The 17,738-nt window shown below is 66.6% G+C and carries 14 protein-coding genes; 10 read left to right on the top strand and 4 right to left on the bottom strand.

Features of this window, described 5'->3' with window-relative positions; genetic code table 11:
- Window positions 1-48 precede the first annotated feature (48 nt).
- On the top strand, window positions 49-642 hold the full coding sequence (locus tag QXZ94_RS24930; protein WP_315722834.1) for a hypothetical protein: 594 nt from the start codon (window positions 49-51) through the stop codon (window positions 640-642).
- A 142-nt stretch (window positions 643-784) separates the two neighbouring features.
- Here the strand turns inward: QXZ94_RS24930 and QXZ94_RS24935 are convergent, their stop codons facing one another.
- Entirely contained in the window at window positions 785-1,798 is a 1,014-nt protein-coding gene (locus QXZ94_RS24935; RefSeq protein ID WP_315722837.1) for a L,D-transpeptidase, read from the bottom strand.
- 235 nt (window positions 1,799-2,033) lie between these two features.
- Here QXZ94_RS24935 and QXZ94_RS24940 point away from each other — a divergent pair, with 235 nt between their 5' ends.
- Window positions 2,034-2,888, top strand: coding sequence for an efflux RND transporter periplasmic adaptor subunit (locus QXZ94_RS24940; protein WP_315726518.1), 855 nt, complete (start codon window positions 2,034-2,036; stop codon window positions 2,886-2,888).
- A gap of 247 nt (window positions 2,889-3,135) precedes the next feature.
- Here QXZ94_RS24940 and QXZ94_RS24945 read toward each other — a convergent pair whose 3' ends face one another.
- Window positions 3,136-3,999 carry a caspase family protein gene (locus tag QXZ94_RS24945; RefSeq protein ID WP_315722839.1) on the bottom strand — a complete coding sequence of 288 codons (864 nt, stop codon included), beginning with the start codon at window positions 3,997-3,999 and terminating at the stop codon, window positions 3,136-3,138.
- A 430-nt stretch (window positions 4,000-4,429) separates the two neighbouring features.
- On the opposite strand from QXZ94_RS24945, the gene QXZ94_RS24950 reads away from it, so the two are divergent.
- From QXZ94_RS24950 to QXZ94_RS24965, 4 genes are all read left to right on the top strand, one after another.
- Complete coding sequence (locus QXZ94_RS24950; protein WP_315726520.1) at window positions 4,430-6,154, top strand: hypothetical protein; 1,725 nt, start codon at window positions 4,430-4,432, stop codon at window positions 6,152-6,154.
- A 209-nt stretch (window positions 6,155-6,363) separates the two neighbouring features.
- Entirely contained in the window at window positions 6,364-7,089 is a 726-nt protein-coding gene (locus QXZ94_RS24955; protein ID WP_315722841.1) for a thermonuclease family protein, read from the top strand.
- Window positions 7,090-7,245: 156 nt separating this feature from the next.
- Window positions 7,246-8,433 carry a pyridoxal-phosphate-dependent aminotransferase family protein gene (locus QXZ94_RS24960; RefSeq protein ID WP_315722843.1) on the top strand — a complete coding sequence of 396 codons (1,188 nt, stop codon included), beginning with the start codon at window positions 7,246-7,248 and terminating at the stop codon, window positions 8,431-8,433.
- Window positions 8,434-8,441: 8 nt separating this feature from the next.
- Complete coding sequence (locus tag QXZ94_RS24965) at window positions 8,442-10,544, top strand: S9 family peptidase (protein ID WP_315722845.1); 2,103 nt, start codon at window positions 8,442-8,444, stop codon at window positions 10,542-10,544.
- Window positions 10,545-10,558: 14 nt separating this feature from the next.
- Here QXZ94_RS24965 and QXZ94_RS24970 read toward each other — a convergent pair whose 3' ends face one another.
- Complete coding sequence (locus QXZ94_RS24970; RefSeq protein ID WP_315722847.1) at window positions 10,559-12,031, bottom strand: PHB depolymerase family esterase; 1,473 nt, start codon at window positions 12,029-12,031, stop codon at window positions 10,559-10,561.
- Between the two features lie 460 nt (window positions 12,032-12,491).
- On the opposite strand from QXZ94_RS24970, the gene QXZ94_RS24975 reads away from it, so the two are divergent.
- The gene (locus QXZ94_RS24975; protein ID WP_315722849.1) at window positions 12,492-13,733 is read left to right on the top strand and encodes an LLM class flavin-dependent oxidoreductase; all 1,242 of its coding nucleotides are present in this window, start codon (window positions 12,492-12,494) and stop codon (window positions 13,731-13,733) included.
- 310 nt (window positions 13,734-14,043) lie between these two features.
- On the opposite strand, the gene QXZ94_RS24980 is transcribed toward QXZ94_RS24975, so the two are convergent.
- On the bottom strand, window positions 14,044-14,454 hold the full coding sequence (locus QXZ94_RS24980) for a response regulator (protein ID WP_172132441.1): 411 nt from the start codon (window positions 14,452-14,454) through the stop codon (window positions 14,044-14,046).
- Window positions 14,455-14,736: 282 nt separating this feature from the next.
- Between QXZ94_RS24980 and QXZ94_RS24985 the strand changes: the two genes are divergently transcribed.
- From QXZ94_RS24985 to QXZ94_RS24995, 3 genes are all read left to right on the top strand, one after another.
- Window positions 14,737-15,552 carry an outer membrane protein gene (locus QXZ94_RS24985; RefSeq protein ID WP_315722852.1) on the top strand — a complete coding sequence of 272 codons (816 nt, stop codon included), beginning with the start codon at window positions 14,737-14,739 and terminating at the stop codon, window positions 15,550-15,552.
- Between the two features lie 211 nt (window positions 15,553-15,763).
- The gene (locus QXZ94_RS24990) at window positions 15,764-15,922 is read left to right on the top strand and encodes a hypothetical protein (RefSeq protein ID WP_011923716.1); all 159 of its coding nucleotides are present in this window, start codon (window positions 15,764-15,766) and stop codon (window positions 15,920-15,922) included.
- Window positions 15,923-16,210: 288 nt separating this feature from the next.
- Entirely contained in the window at window positions 16,211-17,587 is a 1,377-nt protein-coding gene (locus tag QXZ94_RS24995) for a cytochrome P450 (protein WP_315722856.1), read from the top strand.
- Window positions 17,588-17,738 lie beyond the last annotated feature (151 nt).

Genomic DNA, 17,738 nt, shown 5'->3' on the forward strand with positions numbered 1-17,738 from the left:
CACAACCGGTGCGGGCATGATGCTTATTCCCGCATACGGAGAGTCGATATGACGAGGAAACTGCTCCTAGCAAATGTTGGCCTGGTGAGCCTCTCGCTAGCTTTACTGATAGTTGCAGCGGCCGTTTACCCGAAGTTCGGGGACTTCCTAAAGAACTTCTCAAACCTAATCTTGGCGGTCGCTGCGGCATATTTGACGTATTGCTTCCAGCGGCGACAAGCGTTCTTGGTTTCGCTCCGGGAGATTTGGCACCAATGCATCGAAGCGAAGGCCGAACTAGTTGATTACACCCATGATCCGCAGCCCGATCAAGCGAAATTCGGCAAGGCACATCGCGCGATTTCAACAGCGATCGATATGATGAGAGCCGCGTACCGCAACGTAGAGGAAACAGAGGCGTCCATCGGTTTCTTCCCATTCGAACCCCTACATGACATGAGGAGATCGCTTGAAAAAATTGGATTCGTGAATGTGAGCCATCAATCCCAGCAGTTAGCTCGCAAGGAAATGCTATCAGCTTGGAACGCATTCCGCTGGTCATTCCTCAGGGAGTTTTCCGCAGCTGGACCTACTCATTACATCGTAGAACGGAACAAGAGAGACCCAAGGAGACCTCCTGAGCAGGCGCCGAAAGGAGCGTAGAGGACGCAATCCGCCAGTGGCGTCGCTCAATTGTTTCGAGGTTTCCGGCTTGGTCCGCTGGTCCGCGACCGCCTCGATCGGCCCTGCCTGTCCAGCTCGACCGCGTCGGAATGAGCGCGTGGGCGCGCTCTCGCTCACCAGATCAATGCAGCTCCACCGACACCTTCTTCGCGAGGTGCTCACCGAGGAAGCGTACGTCCCAGTTGGTCAGGCGGACGCAGCCGTGGGATTCCGACTTGCCGACCTTGGAGGGCTCGGCGGTGCCATGGATGCCGTAGCCGTTGCCGACCGAGAGGCCGATCCAATAGGCGCCGACCGGACTGTTCGGGCCGGGCTTGATGGTGAACGGCTTGCGCGCCTTGACGCCCTCGAACGCGTAGTCGGGATTGTAGCGGTAGTTGGGATCGGCATCGCGCGAGGTGACCTTGAAGGTGCCCTCCGGCGTCGGCTTCTCCTCGCTGCCGACGGTGGCGGGAAACACTGCGACCAGCTTGCCGTCCTTGGCGAAGGCCTGCACGTGACCGGCATCCTTGTCGATGTCGAGCCTGGTGATCTCCGGCAGCTTCTCGTCCGGCCTGATCACGTTGGCGACGACGATCTCGCTGCCTTCCTTGTCGAAGGTGCCCTTCGGATTCAACGCCGCGAGCAGCGTCTCGCTCATGTGAAATTTCTCGGCCAGGGCCTCGCGCGGCGAGGTGTAGCCGATTGCCGGCAGGTCCTTCATGTCCTCCATCTTCTGCGGCAGCTTCTTCAGGAACGGCCCTTTCACATCGTCGCGGGTGATGGTGTAGCTGACGATGGCGGGCGCCGGATCGCCGCGCAGCAGCGCATCCCACAGCTCGGGCGTCAGCTTCGCATCGCCGGCGCGGCCCTTGTCGCCCGCAACACCCTTATCGCCGGCGAGCCCCTTGGCCTTGGCGAACGCCGCCAGCGCCTTGCGCGCATTGTCGCCGAACCGGCCGTCGATCTCGCCCGGCGACACATGGGCACGGTCGAGCAGCACCTGGGCGCGGATCGCCACCGGGTCCATCTTCTCCTCGGCCGGCGGCCGCTTGCGCAGCTCGGCGCCGTTGACGGCGTCGGCGGTGAGCTCGGCGGAGATCGCGGGCGTGACGAGGGCGGCGCAGAGCAGAAACGGTATCCAGAGCCGAAGCATGATCGTGATCCCAGGTGACGGACGGCTGACGTTCGGCAGCGTCAACGTGGCGATGACCGGGAAGTTCGGCGCGAACGGGGCGCCGGCTGAACGTCGCGGCCTCCTGGCGCGACTATTGGGGACGCGGGTCGGCTGGCCCGGCGGCGGCGCGTCTGCTATCCCCGGCGACAGCCGTTCGATGATGTGGGTTCGCGAGGATCGGTTTCGCATGGGACATGCCGCAATTGCCGCCACGATGCGCCGGACGCCGCTGCTCGCAGCTCTCGGCCTGCTGGCCCTGATTCAGGCGGCTGCGGCGGCCGAGGATGGCGCGCCGAAGGGCGCCGCGATCAGCGTGCTCAAGGCCACCAAGGCCTGCTTCGACAACACGGTCGAAGTGTCGGGCATGGTGCTGGCCCGCGACGAGACCGCGGTGAGACCCGATCGTCCGGGGCTGAAGGTGGCCGAGGTGATGGTCGATGCCGGCAACACCGTCACCGCCGGGCAGGCCCTGGCGCGACTGACGCCGCCCGAGGGCGGCACGATCACGATCCAGGCGCCGGTTGCCGGCACCGTCCTGTCGTCCAGCGCCACCATCGGCGCCTTCGCCTCGGGCCGCGGCGAGGCGCTCTTCTCGATCCTGGCGCGCAACGAATATGATCTGGTCGGCCTGGTGCCATCGACACAGCTCGCCAAGCTCGCGGTCAACCAGACGGCCAGGATCCGCATCGTCGGCGCCGGCGAGGTCGACGGCAAGATCCGCCGCGTCGCGCCGACCGTCGAGCCGAACAGCCAGCTCGGCCAGGCCTTCATCGGCATCACCGGCAATGCGAAGCTGCTGGTGAACGCGTTCGGCCGCGCGGTGATCAAGATCGGCCAGAGCTGCGGCGTCGCGGTGCCGCTGACGGCGATCCTCTACGATTCCGACGGCACCGTCGTGCAGGTGGTCCGCGCCCAGCGCATCGAGACCAAGCGGGTCGAGATCGGCCTGATGGCCGGCGGCCAGGTCGAGATCAAGGACGGCCTCGCCGAGGGCGAAATCGTCGTCACCCGCGCCGGCGCCCTGCTGCGCGAAGGCGACCCGGTGCGGCCGGTGATGGCGAGCAATTGAGGGCACATCGCAGCGGCAAACGCGCTGCTCACCCTCCCCTGGAGGGCAGGGCAGTCGCATATGGCGACACTGGTCTCTCGCGACGACCAATCCCGGCAGTTGGTTACTCCGTCATGCCCGGGCTTGTCCCGGCCATGACGACGTGGAGAGAGACGAACGCATCATTGCGATCTTCGAATGCGATAGCCCTGCCCCTCCAGGGGAGGGTGAAGACCCGATATGGCGAAGCATCTCGGAGGGAGCGGCCTCAGCTGCCGGCGTTGGCGACGTCCGTGCTGAGGCGGATGTCCTCGACCAGCGAGGACGACACCGACGGCACCTGCTCGCCGTCGGAGCTGCGCGCGATGGCGTTGCGGGTCTTGTTGAAGACGGCCTCGGCGCTCGGGCTCTTGCCGAGCTGGTTGAGCAGCTCCGACACCAGCACGCTGTTGGCCTGATCCTTGGGATCGTCCAGCACCTGGCCCGGCGTCGCCGACGACAGGATCAGCGCGTTGGCGGGCGCCGTGATCGGCGCGAGGCCGTGCGAATAGGAACGGAAGCGGCGCTCATAGGGATTGCGGCGCGAGGCGTCGATCACGACCAGCTTGGCGCGCGCGCCCCGCTCGCGCACGGCATCGAGCACGCGCTCGACGCTGGTGCCCTCGCGGCGCACGTCGGATTCCCGCCAGATCTTGGCATCGACCGGGATCATGTAGCTCTCGCGGCCCGACTGGATGGCAAAGCCGCCGAAGAACAGCATCACCACCGAATCCGGCTTGATCCTGGACTTGAGGCGCTCGATCGCGCGGCTGATGTCGTCCTTGCGCGCATCCTCGACGATGTCGACGTCGAAACCGTCGCGGCGCAGCGCGCCGGTGAGCGCGCGGGCGTCGTTGATCGGCTGGGCGAGCGGGGCGTTGGCGTCGGGGTAGTGACCATTGCCGATGACCAGCGCGAGGCGCGCGCCGGTTCCGGCCGACATGGCGCCCTGCTCGACGGCGTCCGCCTTGCCGCCGTCGATCGACCGCTTGTTCAGGGCAGCATGCGCGCCGAGCGCGAGCGACACCGTGCACAGCAGCGCCGCGGCGATCACGGCCGACCGGCGAGAGAGAGAAGGCTGCCTTGCGGTCATCACGTCAATCCTGGTCCGAGCCGATCCAGTCGTTCCAAAGGGTCGCACCCTTTGGTCGCGCTGGCGCCTCTGAGGTTTGAGGGGTTGCGAGACGATGTGTCGTCACTTTGCGCGCAAATTGCGGCACCGCAACGAAGAAAGGCTTAACCCGAACCCGCCGATCAGGCAACATCGGAACACCATTGACTTTTCAAGCACTTGGAAATTAAGGCGAATTTAACCATGACGCCGATCTCCAAACGGCCGCGGCCGGACCGCCGGAGGGCCACATTGCGGTCAAATCCACAGCCGCCGCAGTGACCCCGCTCACGTTGTCTTTGACCGTCCAGCGTGTCAGTTTGAACCATGTATGCGCGTGACGAGCCGTTGGCCGGGCGCCGTTGCCGTGCATGCCGACCGTCCCGCCCCCGACAACCCGCGAGTCCCGCCGTTGAGTTTGCAATATTTCGCCGGAGCCGCCTGTCGCGCGCTTACGGCCCGGAAGGATGGCCCCTCGCTGTACGAGGTCTGCGATCCCATCCTGCGCCAGCCCGGCAGCGGCGACCCGCATCTGTCGAAATTCTACCGGACCGCGCTCGGCAATCCCGCGCTGCGCACGCTGCTGCGCCGCGCCGGCCTGCCCGAGCTGAACGATTCCGCGCGGCTCAATGCGCTGCGCCAGGCGCTGGTTCTCGCCCGCGACAATCCGACGCCGGACTGGGCGATCGTGGGCGGCCCGATCGCCGAGCTGGTCGACGGCATCAGCTTGCAGCACCCGGCCCCGCCGCGCCGGACCGCGTCGGCGGCGATGCCGCCTGCCGCCGAGATCGACCGCGTGATCCGCGCCTGTGGCGCCGATCTGCTCGGCTCCTACGGCCGTAACGGCTTCATCCCGACCTACGCCGCCTTCAACCTGATCGGCGATCCCGACATCAGGGGGCGCGAGGTCCTGATGGCGCTGCAGGGTCTCGACGCCCGCGGCTACAAGAACTCGACCTTGATGTTCAACCTCGCCCGCGTGTTCATCGCCCGCTCGCCCGCGGCGGCCGTGATCAATCCGCCGTGGCGCGGCATCGCCGAGCCGATGTGGGAGCCGGTGCAGATTCGCCACCGCTCGGCCTATTATGACGCGTTCTTTACCGAGGCGCTGCTGAGCTATCTGGAAACAGGCCTTGCCTCGTCCGCGCAGACCGGCGCGGCGCGCGCCGCCATCGCCGCCATGGTCGAGTTCTGCCTCGAGACCAGCCGGGAGGAGGTGCGCGGCGCCGACGGCAAGAGCTATCATGTCGTCACCGCGCTGGCGCCGCCGCCGCATCCGCGGTTCTCGCGCTTCTTCACCCAGATCAAGCAGGACCTCGGCTTCGGCGTCTACGTGCCGGATTGCGACACCACGGCGTGCTCGTTCTCGGCGGCGACCCAGGCCGGCTCCAACGATCCGATCCTCCACCAGCCGCTGGTCGATTTCTATGCCGGCTATCAGGTCCGCGCCGGCGGCAACGAGCCGCGGGTGACGGTGCCGATCAACGACAACATCGACTACGAGGGCGGCGTCGCCACCTGGATCGACAGCATGGCCGGCGAGCGGCCCTATGGCAACGACCTCGATCCGACCTTGAATCTCGACGTGCTCGAAGTGTCGTTCCGGAATCTGACGCGCTGGCAGATCCTGGAGACCGAGGCGCGACTCGCCTTCATCAGGCGGATCGTGGGCTTCCAGCAGCGGCTGGTCCTGAGCGGCGCCTTCGCCGATCCGCGCGCGCACATCTATTATCTGCCGGAGCTGTACTGCGCCTATTTCGGCCGCTGCTATCACGCCTTCATGGCGCTGCCGCCGGCGGCGCGGCAGGCGATCGATCCCGACGGCGCGTTCGAGCTGATCCGGCTGCGTGTTCTCGCCTATGTCGAGGACGAGCTGGTCGGCCGCGAGATGAACCCGTTCGACGCCGCGCTGGCGCTGATCGCGCTCGGCCATCTCGGCGGCAATGCAGCAAGCTTCGCGCCGGCGGTGCATTGCATCGTGACGTCATTCGGCGAAGGCGGCCGGCGGCACCCGTACCGCGCCTATGAGTGGAACAAGATGAAGACCCCGACGCGGATTCTCGTCGGCGGACCGGAGGTGACCTCGGCCTTCGTGCTGATGGGGCTGGCGCTGGCGCGGCGAGTGACGATGCGGTGAGCCGAGCCATCAGCGGGGGTCGGCTCCCCTCCCCCGTGCGGGGAGGGGAGCGCACCGCTGTCGTGGTTAACGGGCTCGCTTTCTCAACTTATCAACCCTCACCATCGCGCGAAGTTGAGCAAATCAGCCAATCACCGTGCTGGAACGGCCGGGCGATCCGCCGCACAATCGTGGACATTGCCCATCTCAAGGACGACCCGCGCCCGTTCATGCCGATGAAACCCGCTTTGCTCGCGCTGCTCCTGCTGCTGCCCACCGTCGCATCCGCCGCCGACATCACCGGCACGGCCAAGGTCCGCGAGGCCGACAGCGTGATGGTCGGCAACACCCGCATCCGGCTCGGCGGCATCGACGCGCCGTCGGTCGACCAATTGTGCCTCAACAAGGATGGCGAGCGCTGGACCTGTGGCGTGGCGGCGCGCGACGAGCTGATCAAGCATGCCGACGGCAGGAGCTGGACTTGTCATCCGCGTTCGATCGACCGCCGCGGCCGCCAGGTGGCGCGCTGCAACGTCGACGGCGAGGACATCCAGAAATGGCTGGTGCGCAGCGGCTGGGCGCTGGCCTATCGTACCCTGTCGCGCGACTACGAGCCCGACGAAGCCGAGGCGCGTGCCGCCAAGGCCGGCATGTGGCAGGGCGCGTTCATCGCCCCGTGGGACTGGCGGGTGCGCAACAAGAAGACCACCATTCTCGGCGCCACCAAGCCGCCCGAGGGTGCGCGCGCCATCCTGCTCGCCTCGGCCTCGGGCCCGGTGGCGCCGTCCCCGGACTGCACCATCAAGGGCAATGTGAACGGCGCCGGCGAGTGCATCTATCACACGCCGCAGAGCCGCTGGTACGCCCAGATCAAGATGCGGGTCGCCAAGGGCACACGCTGGTTCTGCTCGGTCGAGGACGCCGAGGCCGCCGGCTGCCGCGAGACCCGGCGCTAGGACGGAACACGCCGGCCGGGGCATGCCAGCCCCCCGGCTTCTCCGGCTTTTCTTATGCGGCAGCGCCGCGTAAAAAGGCCCCGGCCCGATCGCGTGCGAGGGCCCCGCCATCACCCCAACGCCAATCGCAAGACCACATCGCCAAGGACAATTGCAATGACCGTTCGCGCGGGCCGGGAGTTTCTGGCCATCCCGGGGCCCACCACGATGCCCGACGAGGTGCTGCAGGCGATGCACCGCCCGGCGCTCGACATCTACTCGAAGCAGATGGTGGAGCTGACCGACGGCATCATGGCCGATCTCGGCCGCCTGTTCGCCACCAAGGGCAAGACCTACATCTACATCGCCAACGGCCACGGCGCCTGGGAGGCCGTGCTGTCGAACGTGCTGGCGCGCGGCGACAAGGTGCTGGTGCTGGAGAGCGGCCGCTTCGCGATCGGCTGGGGCCATGCGGCGCGCGCGATGGGCGCAGAGGTCGAGGTGCTCAAGGGCGACTGGCGCCGCGCGGTGCGGCCGGCCGAGGTCGAGGCCCGGCTGCGCGCCGACAAGGAGCACACGATCAAGGCGATCGTGGTGGCGCAGATCGATACGGCGTCGGGCGTGGTCAACGACATCGAGGCGATCGGCCGCGCGATCAAGGCGTCGGGCCATCCGGCGCTCTACATGGTCGACACGGTCGCTTCGCTCGGCTGCATGCCGTTCGAAATGGACGCCTGGGGCATCGACGTCGCGATGTCCGGCTCGCAGAAGGGTCTGATGACGCCGCCCGGCCTCGGCTTCGTCGCCGCCAATGCGCGCGCCTTGAAGGCGCATGAGCGCGCCGACATGCGCACGCCCTATTGGGACTGGAGCGAGCGCGAGGGTGCCGAGCACTATCGCAAATATGGCGGCACCGCGCCGGTGCATCTGCTGTTCGCGCTGCGCCAGGCGATGGACATGCTGTTCGCCGAAGGCCTGCCGCACGCGTTCCGCCGCCACCAGCTGCTCGGCGAGGCGGTGCGCCGCGCGGTGACGAAATGGAGCGAGGGCCAGGTGATCGGCCTCAACATCGAAGAGCCCGCCGAGCGCTCCAACACGGTGACCACCGTGCTGATCGGCGGCGGCTATGATCCGGCCGTGCTGCAGAATTACTGCAAGGAGCAGTGCGGCGTCGTGCTCGGCACCGGGATCGGCGATCTCAGCGGCAAGGCGTTCCGCATCGCCCATATGGGCCATGTCAACGCCCCGATGGTGCTGGGCACGCTCGGCGTGATCGAAATGGCGCTGGTGGCGTTGAAGATTCCGCACGGCCGCGGCGGCCTCGATGCCGCGATCCAATGGCTCGGCGAGAGCGTGACCCCGTAAAGGACGACATGACCGACTTGAGCACCAAGGCGCCGGCGGCGCCGCGCCGACCCTATACCTTCATCCGTCACGGCATTACCGTGCAGGACGACTATGCCTGGCTGAAGGATGCGCGCTGGCAGGAGGTGCTGCACGATCCGTCGCTGCTGGATGCGGATATCCGCGCCTATCTGGAGGCGGAGAACGGCTATGCCGAGGACGTGCTCGGCCATACAGCGCCGCTGCAGAAAAAGATCGTCGCGGAGATGCGCGGCCGCATCAAGGAGGATGATTCCTCGGTGCCGTCGCCGGACGGCCCCTATGCCTACTTCCGCAAATACCGCGAGGGTGGCCAGCACGAGCTGTTCTGCCGGACGCCGCGCCACGGCGGCGCGGAGACGATCGGGCTCGACGGCGATGCGCTGGCGCGCGGCCACGACTACTTCAAGTTCGGCGGCAGCCGGCATTCGCACGACCACAAGCTCGTGGCGTGGAGCGCCGACACCAAGGGCTCGGAATATTTCACCATCCGCGTCCGCGACTGGGATGGCGGCGATGACCTCGCCGACCTCGTCGAGGAGACCGACGGCGGCGTGGTGTGGTCGCGCGACTGCAAGAGCTTCTTCTACGTCAAGCTCGACGACAATCACCGCCCGATGCAGGTGTGGCGCCACAGGCTTGGCACCAAGCAGGCCGATGACGTGCTGGTGTATGAGGAAAAGGACACCGGCTGGTTCACGCATGTGCACGAATCGACCTCCGGCCGGTTCTGCGTCATCGCCGGCGGCGATCACGAGACCTCCGAGCAGCGGCTGATCGATCTCGATGCGCCCGAGGCACCGCCGCGCCTGGTCGCGGCGCGCGAGACCGGCGTGCAATATTCGATCGCCGATCGCGGCGACGAGCTCTACATCCTCACCAATGCCGATGGCGCCATCGACTTCAAGATCGTCACGGCACCCCTCGCCTCGCCCGAGCGCGCCAACTGGCGCGATCTCATCCCGCATCGCGCCGGCATCTATGTGCTCGACCACGACCTCTATGCCGGCCATCTGGTGCGGCTGGAGCGCGCCAACGCACTGCCGTCGATCGTGATCCGCGATCTCACATCGGGCGAGGAGCATGCGATTGCCTTCGACGAAGGCGCCTATTCGCTCGATGCGATGGGGTCATATGAATTCGACACGACCAATCTGCGCTTCGCCTATTCGTCGATGACGACGCCGTCGGAGGTCTATGACTACGACATGGTGACGCGCGCGAAAACCTTGCGCAAGCGCCAGGAGATTCCGTCGGGTCACAATCCGGCCGACTACGTCACCACGCGCATCATGGCGAAAGCGGATGACGGCGCCGAGGTGCCGGTGTCGCTGCTGCACCGGCGCGACTTCAAGGCCGACGGCTCCGCGCCGCTGCTGCTCTACGGCTACGGCTCCTACGGCCATGCGATGCCGGCATCGTTCAGCGCCAACCGGCTGTCGCTGGTCGATCGCGGCTTCGTCTATGCCATCGCGCATATCCGCGGCGGCACCGACAAGGGCTGGGGCTGGTACCTCCAAGGCAAGCGCGAGAAGAAGACCAACAGCTTCGACGATTTCGCAGCCTGTGCACGCGCGCTGATCGCGGCGAACTACACCAGTGCCAAACGCATCGTCGGCCATGGCGGCAGCGCCGGGGGCATGCTGATGGGCGCGGTCGCCAACCGCTCGGGCGAGCTGTTTGCCGGCATCGTCGCCGAAGTGCCGTTCGTCGACGTGCTCAACACGATGCTCGACGATACGCTGCCGCTGACGCCGCCGGAATGGCCCGAATGGGGCAACCCGATCGAGAGCGAGACAGACTTCCGCACCATCCTGTCCTACTCGCCCTACGACAACGTCGCCGCCAAGCCCTATCCCGCGATCCTCGCGATGGCCGGCCTCACCGACCCGCGCGTCACCTATTGGGAGCCGGCGAAATGGATCGCGCGGCTGCGCGCGACGATGACGTCGGGCGGTCCGGTGATGCTGCGCACCAACATGGGCGCGGGTCACGGCGGCGCCTCCGGGCGCTTCAACCGGCTCGACGAAGTCGCGATCGTCTACGCCTTTGCGCTGTGGGCGGTGGGCCTGGCCGGCGAGGCGACAGGCTGAGGCGCGGCTCCGCGCTATTTCAGTCCGGCGGCCTGCAGCGCGCGGTCGATCACGGCGGCAACGTCGATGACCCGCCGACGCTTCGGCTGGGGTGGCGGGACGACAGCGTCCGGCTTCGGATCGGACGGAGGCCGAGCATCCGCCGGCGTCATGTCGACGGCCTTCCCCACGACCGGCTTCGCCACGAATGGCTTCACCTCGACCGGCGCCTCGGCCGGCGTCGCGGCCTTGACCACCGGGACCATCGGCGCCGCGGCCTGCGGCTCGGATTTCGGCCTTGCAGCTCCGGCGACAGCTGGCCGCGTCCGCTTGGCTCGCACCGGGGCGCGAGACGGCGATGCCTTGGCCGCTGGGACCTTGGCCTCGGCTGGCTCGACGACGGCCGGCGACACCTCCGGACGGCGCAGCATCTTCGTCAAGGTCGGCAGCGCCGAGATCGGCGACACCTCTGGAATGAGCTTCGTGCTCGGCGAGGTCACCGCCGGCTTCGGCTGACGAATCCAGTCGGTGACGCCGAAGAACTTTGCGATCAGATAGGACGAGGAGATGCCGGCCTCGAGCAGGAACGGCCCCGCTTTGCCATAGCGCTTGTCGTTGGCGGCGACGCCGATCGGTGTGCCATGCGCCATGTTGGTGATGGTGAAGGATTCGACGACGGTCTCGCCGTCGGCATTCCACCATTGCTCATGCGGATAGCCGTTGACCTCTCCCGCGGCCATCGGCGCCAGCGGCAGATGATGCAGGTCGAGCCATTGCTTGACGATCTCGCCGGCATTGTCCGGATGCACGGTGTAGTCGGCGGTGCCGTGCCACACCGAGAGCTTCGGCCATCTTCCGCGATGCTGAGAGGCACGGCGGACGAGATCGCCGAGCTCGCCGGCGGGCCGCGCCGGCGGCATCCGCATCTGCAGGATCGCATCCCGCATGTTGCGCGCGGTGCCGAACGGCAGCCCGGCGATGACGGCGCCGGCGGCGAACAGCTCCGGATGCGCCGACAGCATCGCCATGGTCATCGCGCCGCCCGCCGACAGGCCCGTGACGAAGATGCGCCGCTCGTCGATGGCGCAATCGGCGACCATGCGCGCGATCATCTCGCGAATCGAGGCGACCTCGCCCTGGCCACGCGTGATATCCTCGGATTGAAACCAGTTGAAGCAGCGCTGCGGATTGTTGATGCGCTGCTGCTCCGGAAACAACAGCGCAAAGCCGAAATGCTTGGCAAGCGTCGACCAGCCGGCACCGAGATCATACTCGGCCGCCCCCTGCCCGCAGCCATGCAGCACGACGACGAGCGGCAACAGCGGCTGCCGCTGCGCCGGCACATAAGCGAACATCTTCAGCTTGCCGGGATTGCTGCCGAAGCTCTCGACCTCGACCAGCGGGCATTCCGGGGCGGGCCGCAGCTGGCGGTGAAAATCGCCGAATCCGGTGATGCCATTCAGCTCGCGCAGCCGTCGCAAATACTCAACATTTTCAGCGAGGGACAACGGCAGCTCCTTGGCAGTCACATCTTCATGTCGGCGCGGATCAAACCCACCATCACCCAGATGGTTGCTGCAGCGCAAAAGAAAAAGCCCGCGCGAACGCGGACGTCAGCAATTTGATTGCGAATTTCGGTCTTGCTGCGATCAAAATGCCACGCCGCCGCGGCGCTTCACGCTGCAATCACCGAAACGCGAACCAGGCACGGCCGAAATCGCGGGCAGGATGAACGCGGACGATCCCGCAACTGCTTTCAGGCGGTGGCCACAAGTAAGCGCCATCACTTGTCGGTCCGTCGCGAATCGCGATCTCGCGTCGGAGTGTGCGGAGAGATCGCCGATCAGTAAACAACAAATGGCAGGCATGCACGGCTCTCGTATGAGCAGCAAGATGATTGCCTGCCAACGACGCGCCGACTAGCCTGCCCCATAAGCAACAACGACATTCCATTCGGGAGAAAAACACATGGCGCGGCTCAAATTCGGCGCGTTCCTCGCTCCGCATCATCCGATCGGCGAGCATCCGATGCTGCAATTCCGCCGCGACCTCGATCTCGTGTCGCAGCTCGACGAGCTCGGCTATGACGAGTTCTGGTGCGGCGAGCATCATTCGAGCGGATGGGAGACGATCGCCTCGCCCGAGATGTTTCTCGCCGCCGCCGGCGAGCGCACCAAGCGCATCCGGCTCGGCACCGGCGTGATCTCGCTGCCCTATCATCATCCCTACAACGTCGCGCAGCGGATGGTGCAGCTCGATCACATGACCGGCGGCCGCGCGATCTTCGGTTCGGGCCCTGGCGCGCTCGCCTCCGATGCCCACACGCTCGGCATCGATCCGATGACGCAGCGCGATCGCCAGGACGAGGCGATCGCCATCATCCGGCGGCTGTTCAACGGCGAGCGCGTGACCGCGAAGAGCGACTGGTTCACGATGAACGACGCGGCCCTGCAGATCCTGCCGTTGCAGGAGGAGATGCCGTTCGTCGTGGCGTCGCAGATCTCGCCGTCGGGCATGACGCTCGCAGGCAAATACGGCATCGGCATCATCTCGCTCGGCTCGATGTCGACGCAGGGCCTGATGGCGCTGCCGCAGCAATGGGAGTTCGCCGAAGACGCGGCGAAGACACACGGCACCACGGTGAGCCGCGCCAACTGGCGCGTGCTGCTGTCGTGGCACATCGCCGAGACGCGCGAGCAGGCGCGCCGCGAGGCCGGCCCTGGGCTGATGCGCTGGCACAACGAGTACACCGTGGGCACGCTGATGCGGCCCGGACTGAAGCCGTTCGCGTCGCCCGATGAGGCCGTCGACAAGACCGCCTTCGTCGAGGGCGCAGCATCGACGATCGGCACGCCCGACGATCTCGTCAAGACGATCAAGAACCTGATGCAGGTGTCCGGCGGCGTCGGCCACATCATCGGCTTCGTGCACGACTGGGCCAATCCGGAGAACACGCGGCGCAGCTGGGACATGGTCGCGCGCTACGTCGTGCCGGAGATCAACGGCTACATCGACGGCCTGCGCCGCTCGCAGACATTCGTCATCGAGAATCGCGCCATCTTCGAGCGCGCAGGGCAAGCCGTGATGGCCAAGATCATGGACAACGACAAGGCCGCGGCCGCGCTGTCGCAGACCGGCCCGGGCCGCGTGGCGATTCCGGCCGTCAACGCGCCGGACCTGCAGCAGGCGGCAGCGAAGCAGCGGGGGTGAATCAACATCGGTGCGCAGGGCGGATTAGTACTACTGCGTCGGAAACACTGCCCGCTGTCCGTCGTCATTCCGGGGCGCCCGAATGGCGAGCCCGGAATCCATAGCCACAAACAGATGGTTGGCGGCAAAGTGCCTACAACCAGCCTGCCTTACACTATGGCCTGTGGGTATGGGTTCCGGGCTCGCCCTTCGGGCGCACCGGAACGACACCGTCGGTATCACGATCGAGCACGGTATATGCTAAGCGGGCAGGTCACTACGCCGTACCCTGACGGCGGATTACGCTGCGCTAATTCGCCCTACGACCGCCTCACCTCACCGCGGCGACCAGCCTCTCGCAGTCAGCGAGCGTCGCGATCTGCTTCAGCGTCTCACGCAGCGCCGGCAGGTCGACGGGCTTCTGGAATTGCGGATAGACGACCAGCCCGAGCACGGTGGCGAGCCGGACGTGCTCCTCGCGGGTGCCGTCCTCGGCGCCGCTGATGAAGATCACCGGCGTGCGCGATTTCAGCTCGTTGAGCAGCAGCAGGACGTCCGCGCCGCAGCGGTCGCCGAGCGACAGGTCCAGCGTGATGCAGTCGAACGTCCTCTCGCGCAACACCTCGGCGGCGGCCTCGACCGAGCTCACGCAGGTCGCCTCATAGCCGCACTGCGCGGCGATCTTGCGCAGAATCGACAGATGCACCTCGGCATCCTCGATCACCAGCAACTGATTGCTCATGGTGGTGCCCCGTTGCCTGTTGCCCGAGCGAAAGTCTCGCCGTTCGTAGACCCCGCGGATGGCTGCCAAGTAAAGATTCCGGCCCGTAGATCTACGGAACTCCCATCGCGCGCGAGCGAAAGACCCGGAGGCTCCGGGGACCATCGCCACGGCCTCATCGTGTCCCGCCGGCAACACCGCGAGGTTTTCGACCTCCGATGAGACGATGTCATTGTCGCGATGAACGTGAGCAGCGATGGTTGCGCGATTGCGTCGAAACGACGTCGCGCACTGAGGCAAAGCATGGCGAGATCCGGGGTGACAGGCATGGCGGCGGCGCTGGTGGGCGTTGCGCTCACGGCATCCGCCACTGCAGCCGACCTGCCGGTCAAGGCGCCGGCCCCGGTGGCCGCACCGACCTGGAGCGGTGTCTATGCCGGCGTGTCGGCCGGCGCCCGCTGGGCCGACAATGCCTGGCGTACCAGCGACGTCGCCCCGAACTTCGTCGGCGTGTTCGTGCCGACAGCGGGCACCGGCGGGAGCCTCGACAGCGTCGCGGCCAGGATCGGCGGCTATGCCGGCCTCAATTGGCAGTTCGCCCCGACCTGGGTCGCAGGCCTCGAGGGCGATTTCGGATGGGCCGACAACAACAAGACGGCGAATCCCCTGCCGGGAATCGCCGGGCTGTTCTTCGGCGCGCCGCTGGTCGGCCTGCCCGCCGGCTCGGTGAAGGCCACCTGGGACGGCAGCCTACGCGCCCGGCTCGGCTATCTGGTCACGCCATCGACGCTGCTCTATGGCAGCGGCGGCGTCGCGTGGCAGCGCGTTGAGCTCAACGCCAGCTGCGCCGTCGTTCCCGGCAATAGCTTCTGCTTCGGCAATCCGCACAACGAGACCTTCGCCTCGACCCGGGTCGGCTGGACCGTCGGCGGCGGCGTCGAGCACATGATCGGCGGCCATTGGCTGCTGCGCGCCGACTACCGCTATGCGGATTTCGGCACCTGGACCCAGCCGTTCTTCGTCGCCGGCGGCGTGGGCGTCGGCTTCGACGATCGCTTCACTGCGCATGTCACGACGCGAACGCACACGGCAACGGTCGGCCTCGCCTACAAGTTCTGAGACGCAGCTGGTCCTGAGGCGAGTTGTCATAGGCATGGCGACTGGCGGCCGCGCGGCAGGCATCGACGTTCGGGCATCTCCCCGATTTTTCTTAACTCTGGGCTGCTAGGCTGACCTCAGATCGAGCAAGCCTGCAAGGGACGCTCGCTGTGTGGTGCGTCAAGCAGCCCGCCGTCTCGACCCGGCGGGCTTTTCCGTGGAAAGGTCGTCCATGTCACTCTCCTCCGCCAAGAACTACGCGCTGCGCGCCGAGCGGTCGCAGGATCCCAAGGAGGCCGCCGACCTTCTGGCCAAAGCGATCCTGGAGCTCGCGGCCTCGATCGAAGCCACCGACGCCAAGGTGAAGAAGATCAACAAGTCGGCCGGCTGACGGTCCTGATGTCCGCGTCGGAAGGCATGGCGCCGTCGGGCGCCGCGATTGGCAGGACTGCACGCCGCAATTTCGCGTTTTTGCAAGGGCGCCCTCTGCGTGGAGGAGGGCGGAATATTCCATCCCTCGGACGCAGGACCGCGTCGCGAGATTGCCGACGCGTGCGATGCAGCACAACTACACCGAGACGAAATAACGCAGCGTATTGCATGACGGCCGCAACCGCCCTTGAATGATGCGCCGGCGCGTCGCCGCGCCCCGCTGCCGATCAGCTTCCGGAGCCCCCTCATGTCGATGCAAAGTGTGGCCACGCCCTCGTTCCGCCTGACATCGCCGCGACGAAACTCGCTGACGCATATTCCGGGCGACGAAGGCTGGCCGATCATCGGCAAGACGTTCGAGACCCTCGCCGACCCCAAGGGTCACGTCGAGCGCAACGCCAGGAAGTATGGCCCCGTCTACCGCACCCACATGTTCGGCCACGTCAACGTCGTGCTGCTCGGCCCCGAAGCCAATGAGCTGGTGCTGTTCGACCAGGCCAAGCTGTTCTCATCAGCGCATGGCTGGGGCCACATCCTCAACCTGCTGTTCCCGCGCGGCCTGATGCTGCTCGATTTCGACGAGCACCGCATGCACCGCAAGGCGCTGTCGGTGGCCTTCAAGGCCGGGCCGATGAAGTCCTATCTCGCCGGCCTCGACCGCGGCATCGCCGCGCGCATCGCGCAGTGGAAGCAGTCCCCCGGCGAGATGCTGTTCTATCCCGCGATCAAGCAGCTCACGCTCGACCTCGCCGCGACGTCCTTCCTCGGCACGGAGATCGGGCCGGAGGTCGATGCCATCAACCGCGCCTTCGTCGACATGGTCGCTGCCTCCGTGGCGCCGATCCGGAAGCCGCTGCCGGGCACGCAGATGGCGCGGGGCGTCAAGGGCCGCCAGCGCATCGTCGCCTACTTCTCGGAGCAGATTCCGCTGCGCCGCGCCAGGGGCGACGGCGATGATCTGTTCTCACATCTGTGCCGCGCCACCGACGACCAGGGCGCGCTGCTGTCGACGCAGGACATCGTCGATCACATGAGCTTCCTGATGATGGCGGCGCACGACACGCTGACCTCGTCGCTGACCTCCTTCATCGCCCAGCTCGCCGCGCATCCGCAGTGGCAGCAGAAGCTGCGCGAGGAGATCGCGAGCCTCGGCCTCGCTTATGGCGATCCGATGAGCTCGGAGCACCTGGAGAAGATGAAGCTGACCGAGATGGCGTTTCAGGAGACGTTGCGGCTGATGCCGCCGGTGCCGTCGCTGCCGCGCCGTCCGGTCCGGGATTTCACCTTCAAGGGATTTGCCATCCCCGCCGGCACCGGCGTCGGCATCAACCCGATGTACACCCACCACATGCCGGAGATCTGGCCGGAGCCGGAGCGGTTCGACCCGATGCGCTTCACCGACGAGGCGCAGCGCGGCCGTCACCGCTTTGCCTGGGTGCCGTTCGGCGGCGGCGCCCATATGTGCCTCGGCCTGCACTTCGCCTACATGCAGGTGAAGTGCTTCGCGCGGCATTTCCTGTCGAACATCGAGGTCTCGTTTGCGCCGGGCTATCAGCCGAACTGGCAGGTCTGGCCGATCCCGAAGCCGCGCGACGGGCTGAAGGTGCAGTTGAAGGCGGTGTGACCCGGAAGTCGCGCGGTCGGCGAGGCCACGTGAGGCGGCTGACAGATCATCGCCACGCCGACGACCGTCAATTAGTTACTCGTCATGCCCGGGCTTGGCCCGGGCATCCACGTCTTTCTCAGGATGCCGAACGACGTGGATGGCCGGGACA

Source organism: Bradyrhizobium sp. SZCCHNS2022 (assembly GCF_032377575.1).
Classification (GTDB): domain Bacteria; phylum Pseudomonadota; class Alphaproteobacteria; order Rhizobiales; family Xanthobacteraceae; genus Bradyrhizobium; species Bradyrhizobium aeschynomenes.

Excerpts from the sequence above, each read along its gene's own strand:
- QXZ94_RS24990 (WP_011923716.1), top strand. The coding sequence starts at position 15,764 with ATGTCACTCTCCTCCGCCAAGAACTACGCGCTGCGCGCCGAGCGGTCG.
- QXZ94_RS24965 (WP_315722845.1), top strand. The coding sequence starts at position 8,442 with ATGACCGACTTGAGCACCAAGGCGCCGGCGGCGCCGCGCCGACCCTAT.
- QXZ94_RS24980 (WP_172132441.1), bottom strand. The coding sequence starts at position 14,454 with ATGAGCAATCAGTTGCTGGTGATCGAGGATGCCGAGGTGCATCTGTCG.
- QXZ94_RS24985 (WP_315722852.1), top strand. The coding sequence starts at position 14,737 with ATGGCGAGATCCGGGGTGACAGGCATGGCGGCGGCGCTGGTGGGCGTT.
- QXZ94_RS24975 (WP_315722849.1), top strand. The coding sequence starts at position 12,492 with ATGGCGCGGCTCAAATTCGGCGCGTTCCTCGCTCCGCATCATCCGATC.
- QXZ94_RS24945 (WP_315722839.1), bottom strand. The coding sequence starts at position 3,999 with ATGACCGCAAGGCAGCCTTCTCTCTCTCGCCGGTCGGCCGTGATCGCC.
- QXZ94_RS24930 (WP_315722834.1), top strand. The coding sequence starts at position 49 with ATGACGAGGAAACTGCTCCTAGCAAATGTTGGCCTGGTGAGCCTCTCG.
- QXZ94_RS24960 (WP_315722843.1), top strand. The coding sequence starts at position 7,246 with ATGACCGTTCGCGCGGGCCGGGAGTTTCTGGCCATCCCGGGGCCCACC.
- QXZ94_RS24940 (WP_315726518.1), top strand. The coding sequence starts at position 2,034 with ATGCGCCGGACGCCGCTGCTCGCAGCTCTCGGCCTGCTGGCCCTGATT.
- QXZ94_RS24955 (WP_315722841.1), top strand. The coding sequence starts at position 6,364 with ATGCCGATGAAACCCGCTTTGCTCGCGCTGCTCCTGCTGCTGCCCACC.
- QXZ94_RS24935 (WP_315722837.1), bottom strand. The coding sequence starts at position 1,798 with ATGCTTCGGCTCTGGATACCGTTTCTGCTCTGCGCCGCCCTCGTCACG.
- QXZ94_RS24995 (WP_315722856.1), top strand. The coding sequence starts at position 16,211 with ATGTCGATGCAAAGTGTGGCCACGCCCTCGTTCCGCCTGACATCGCCG.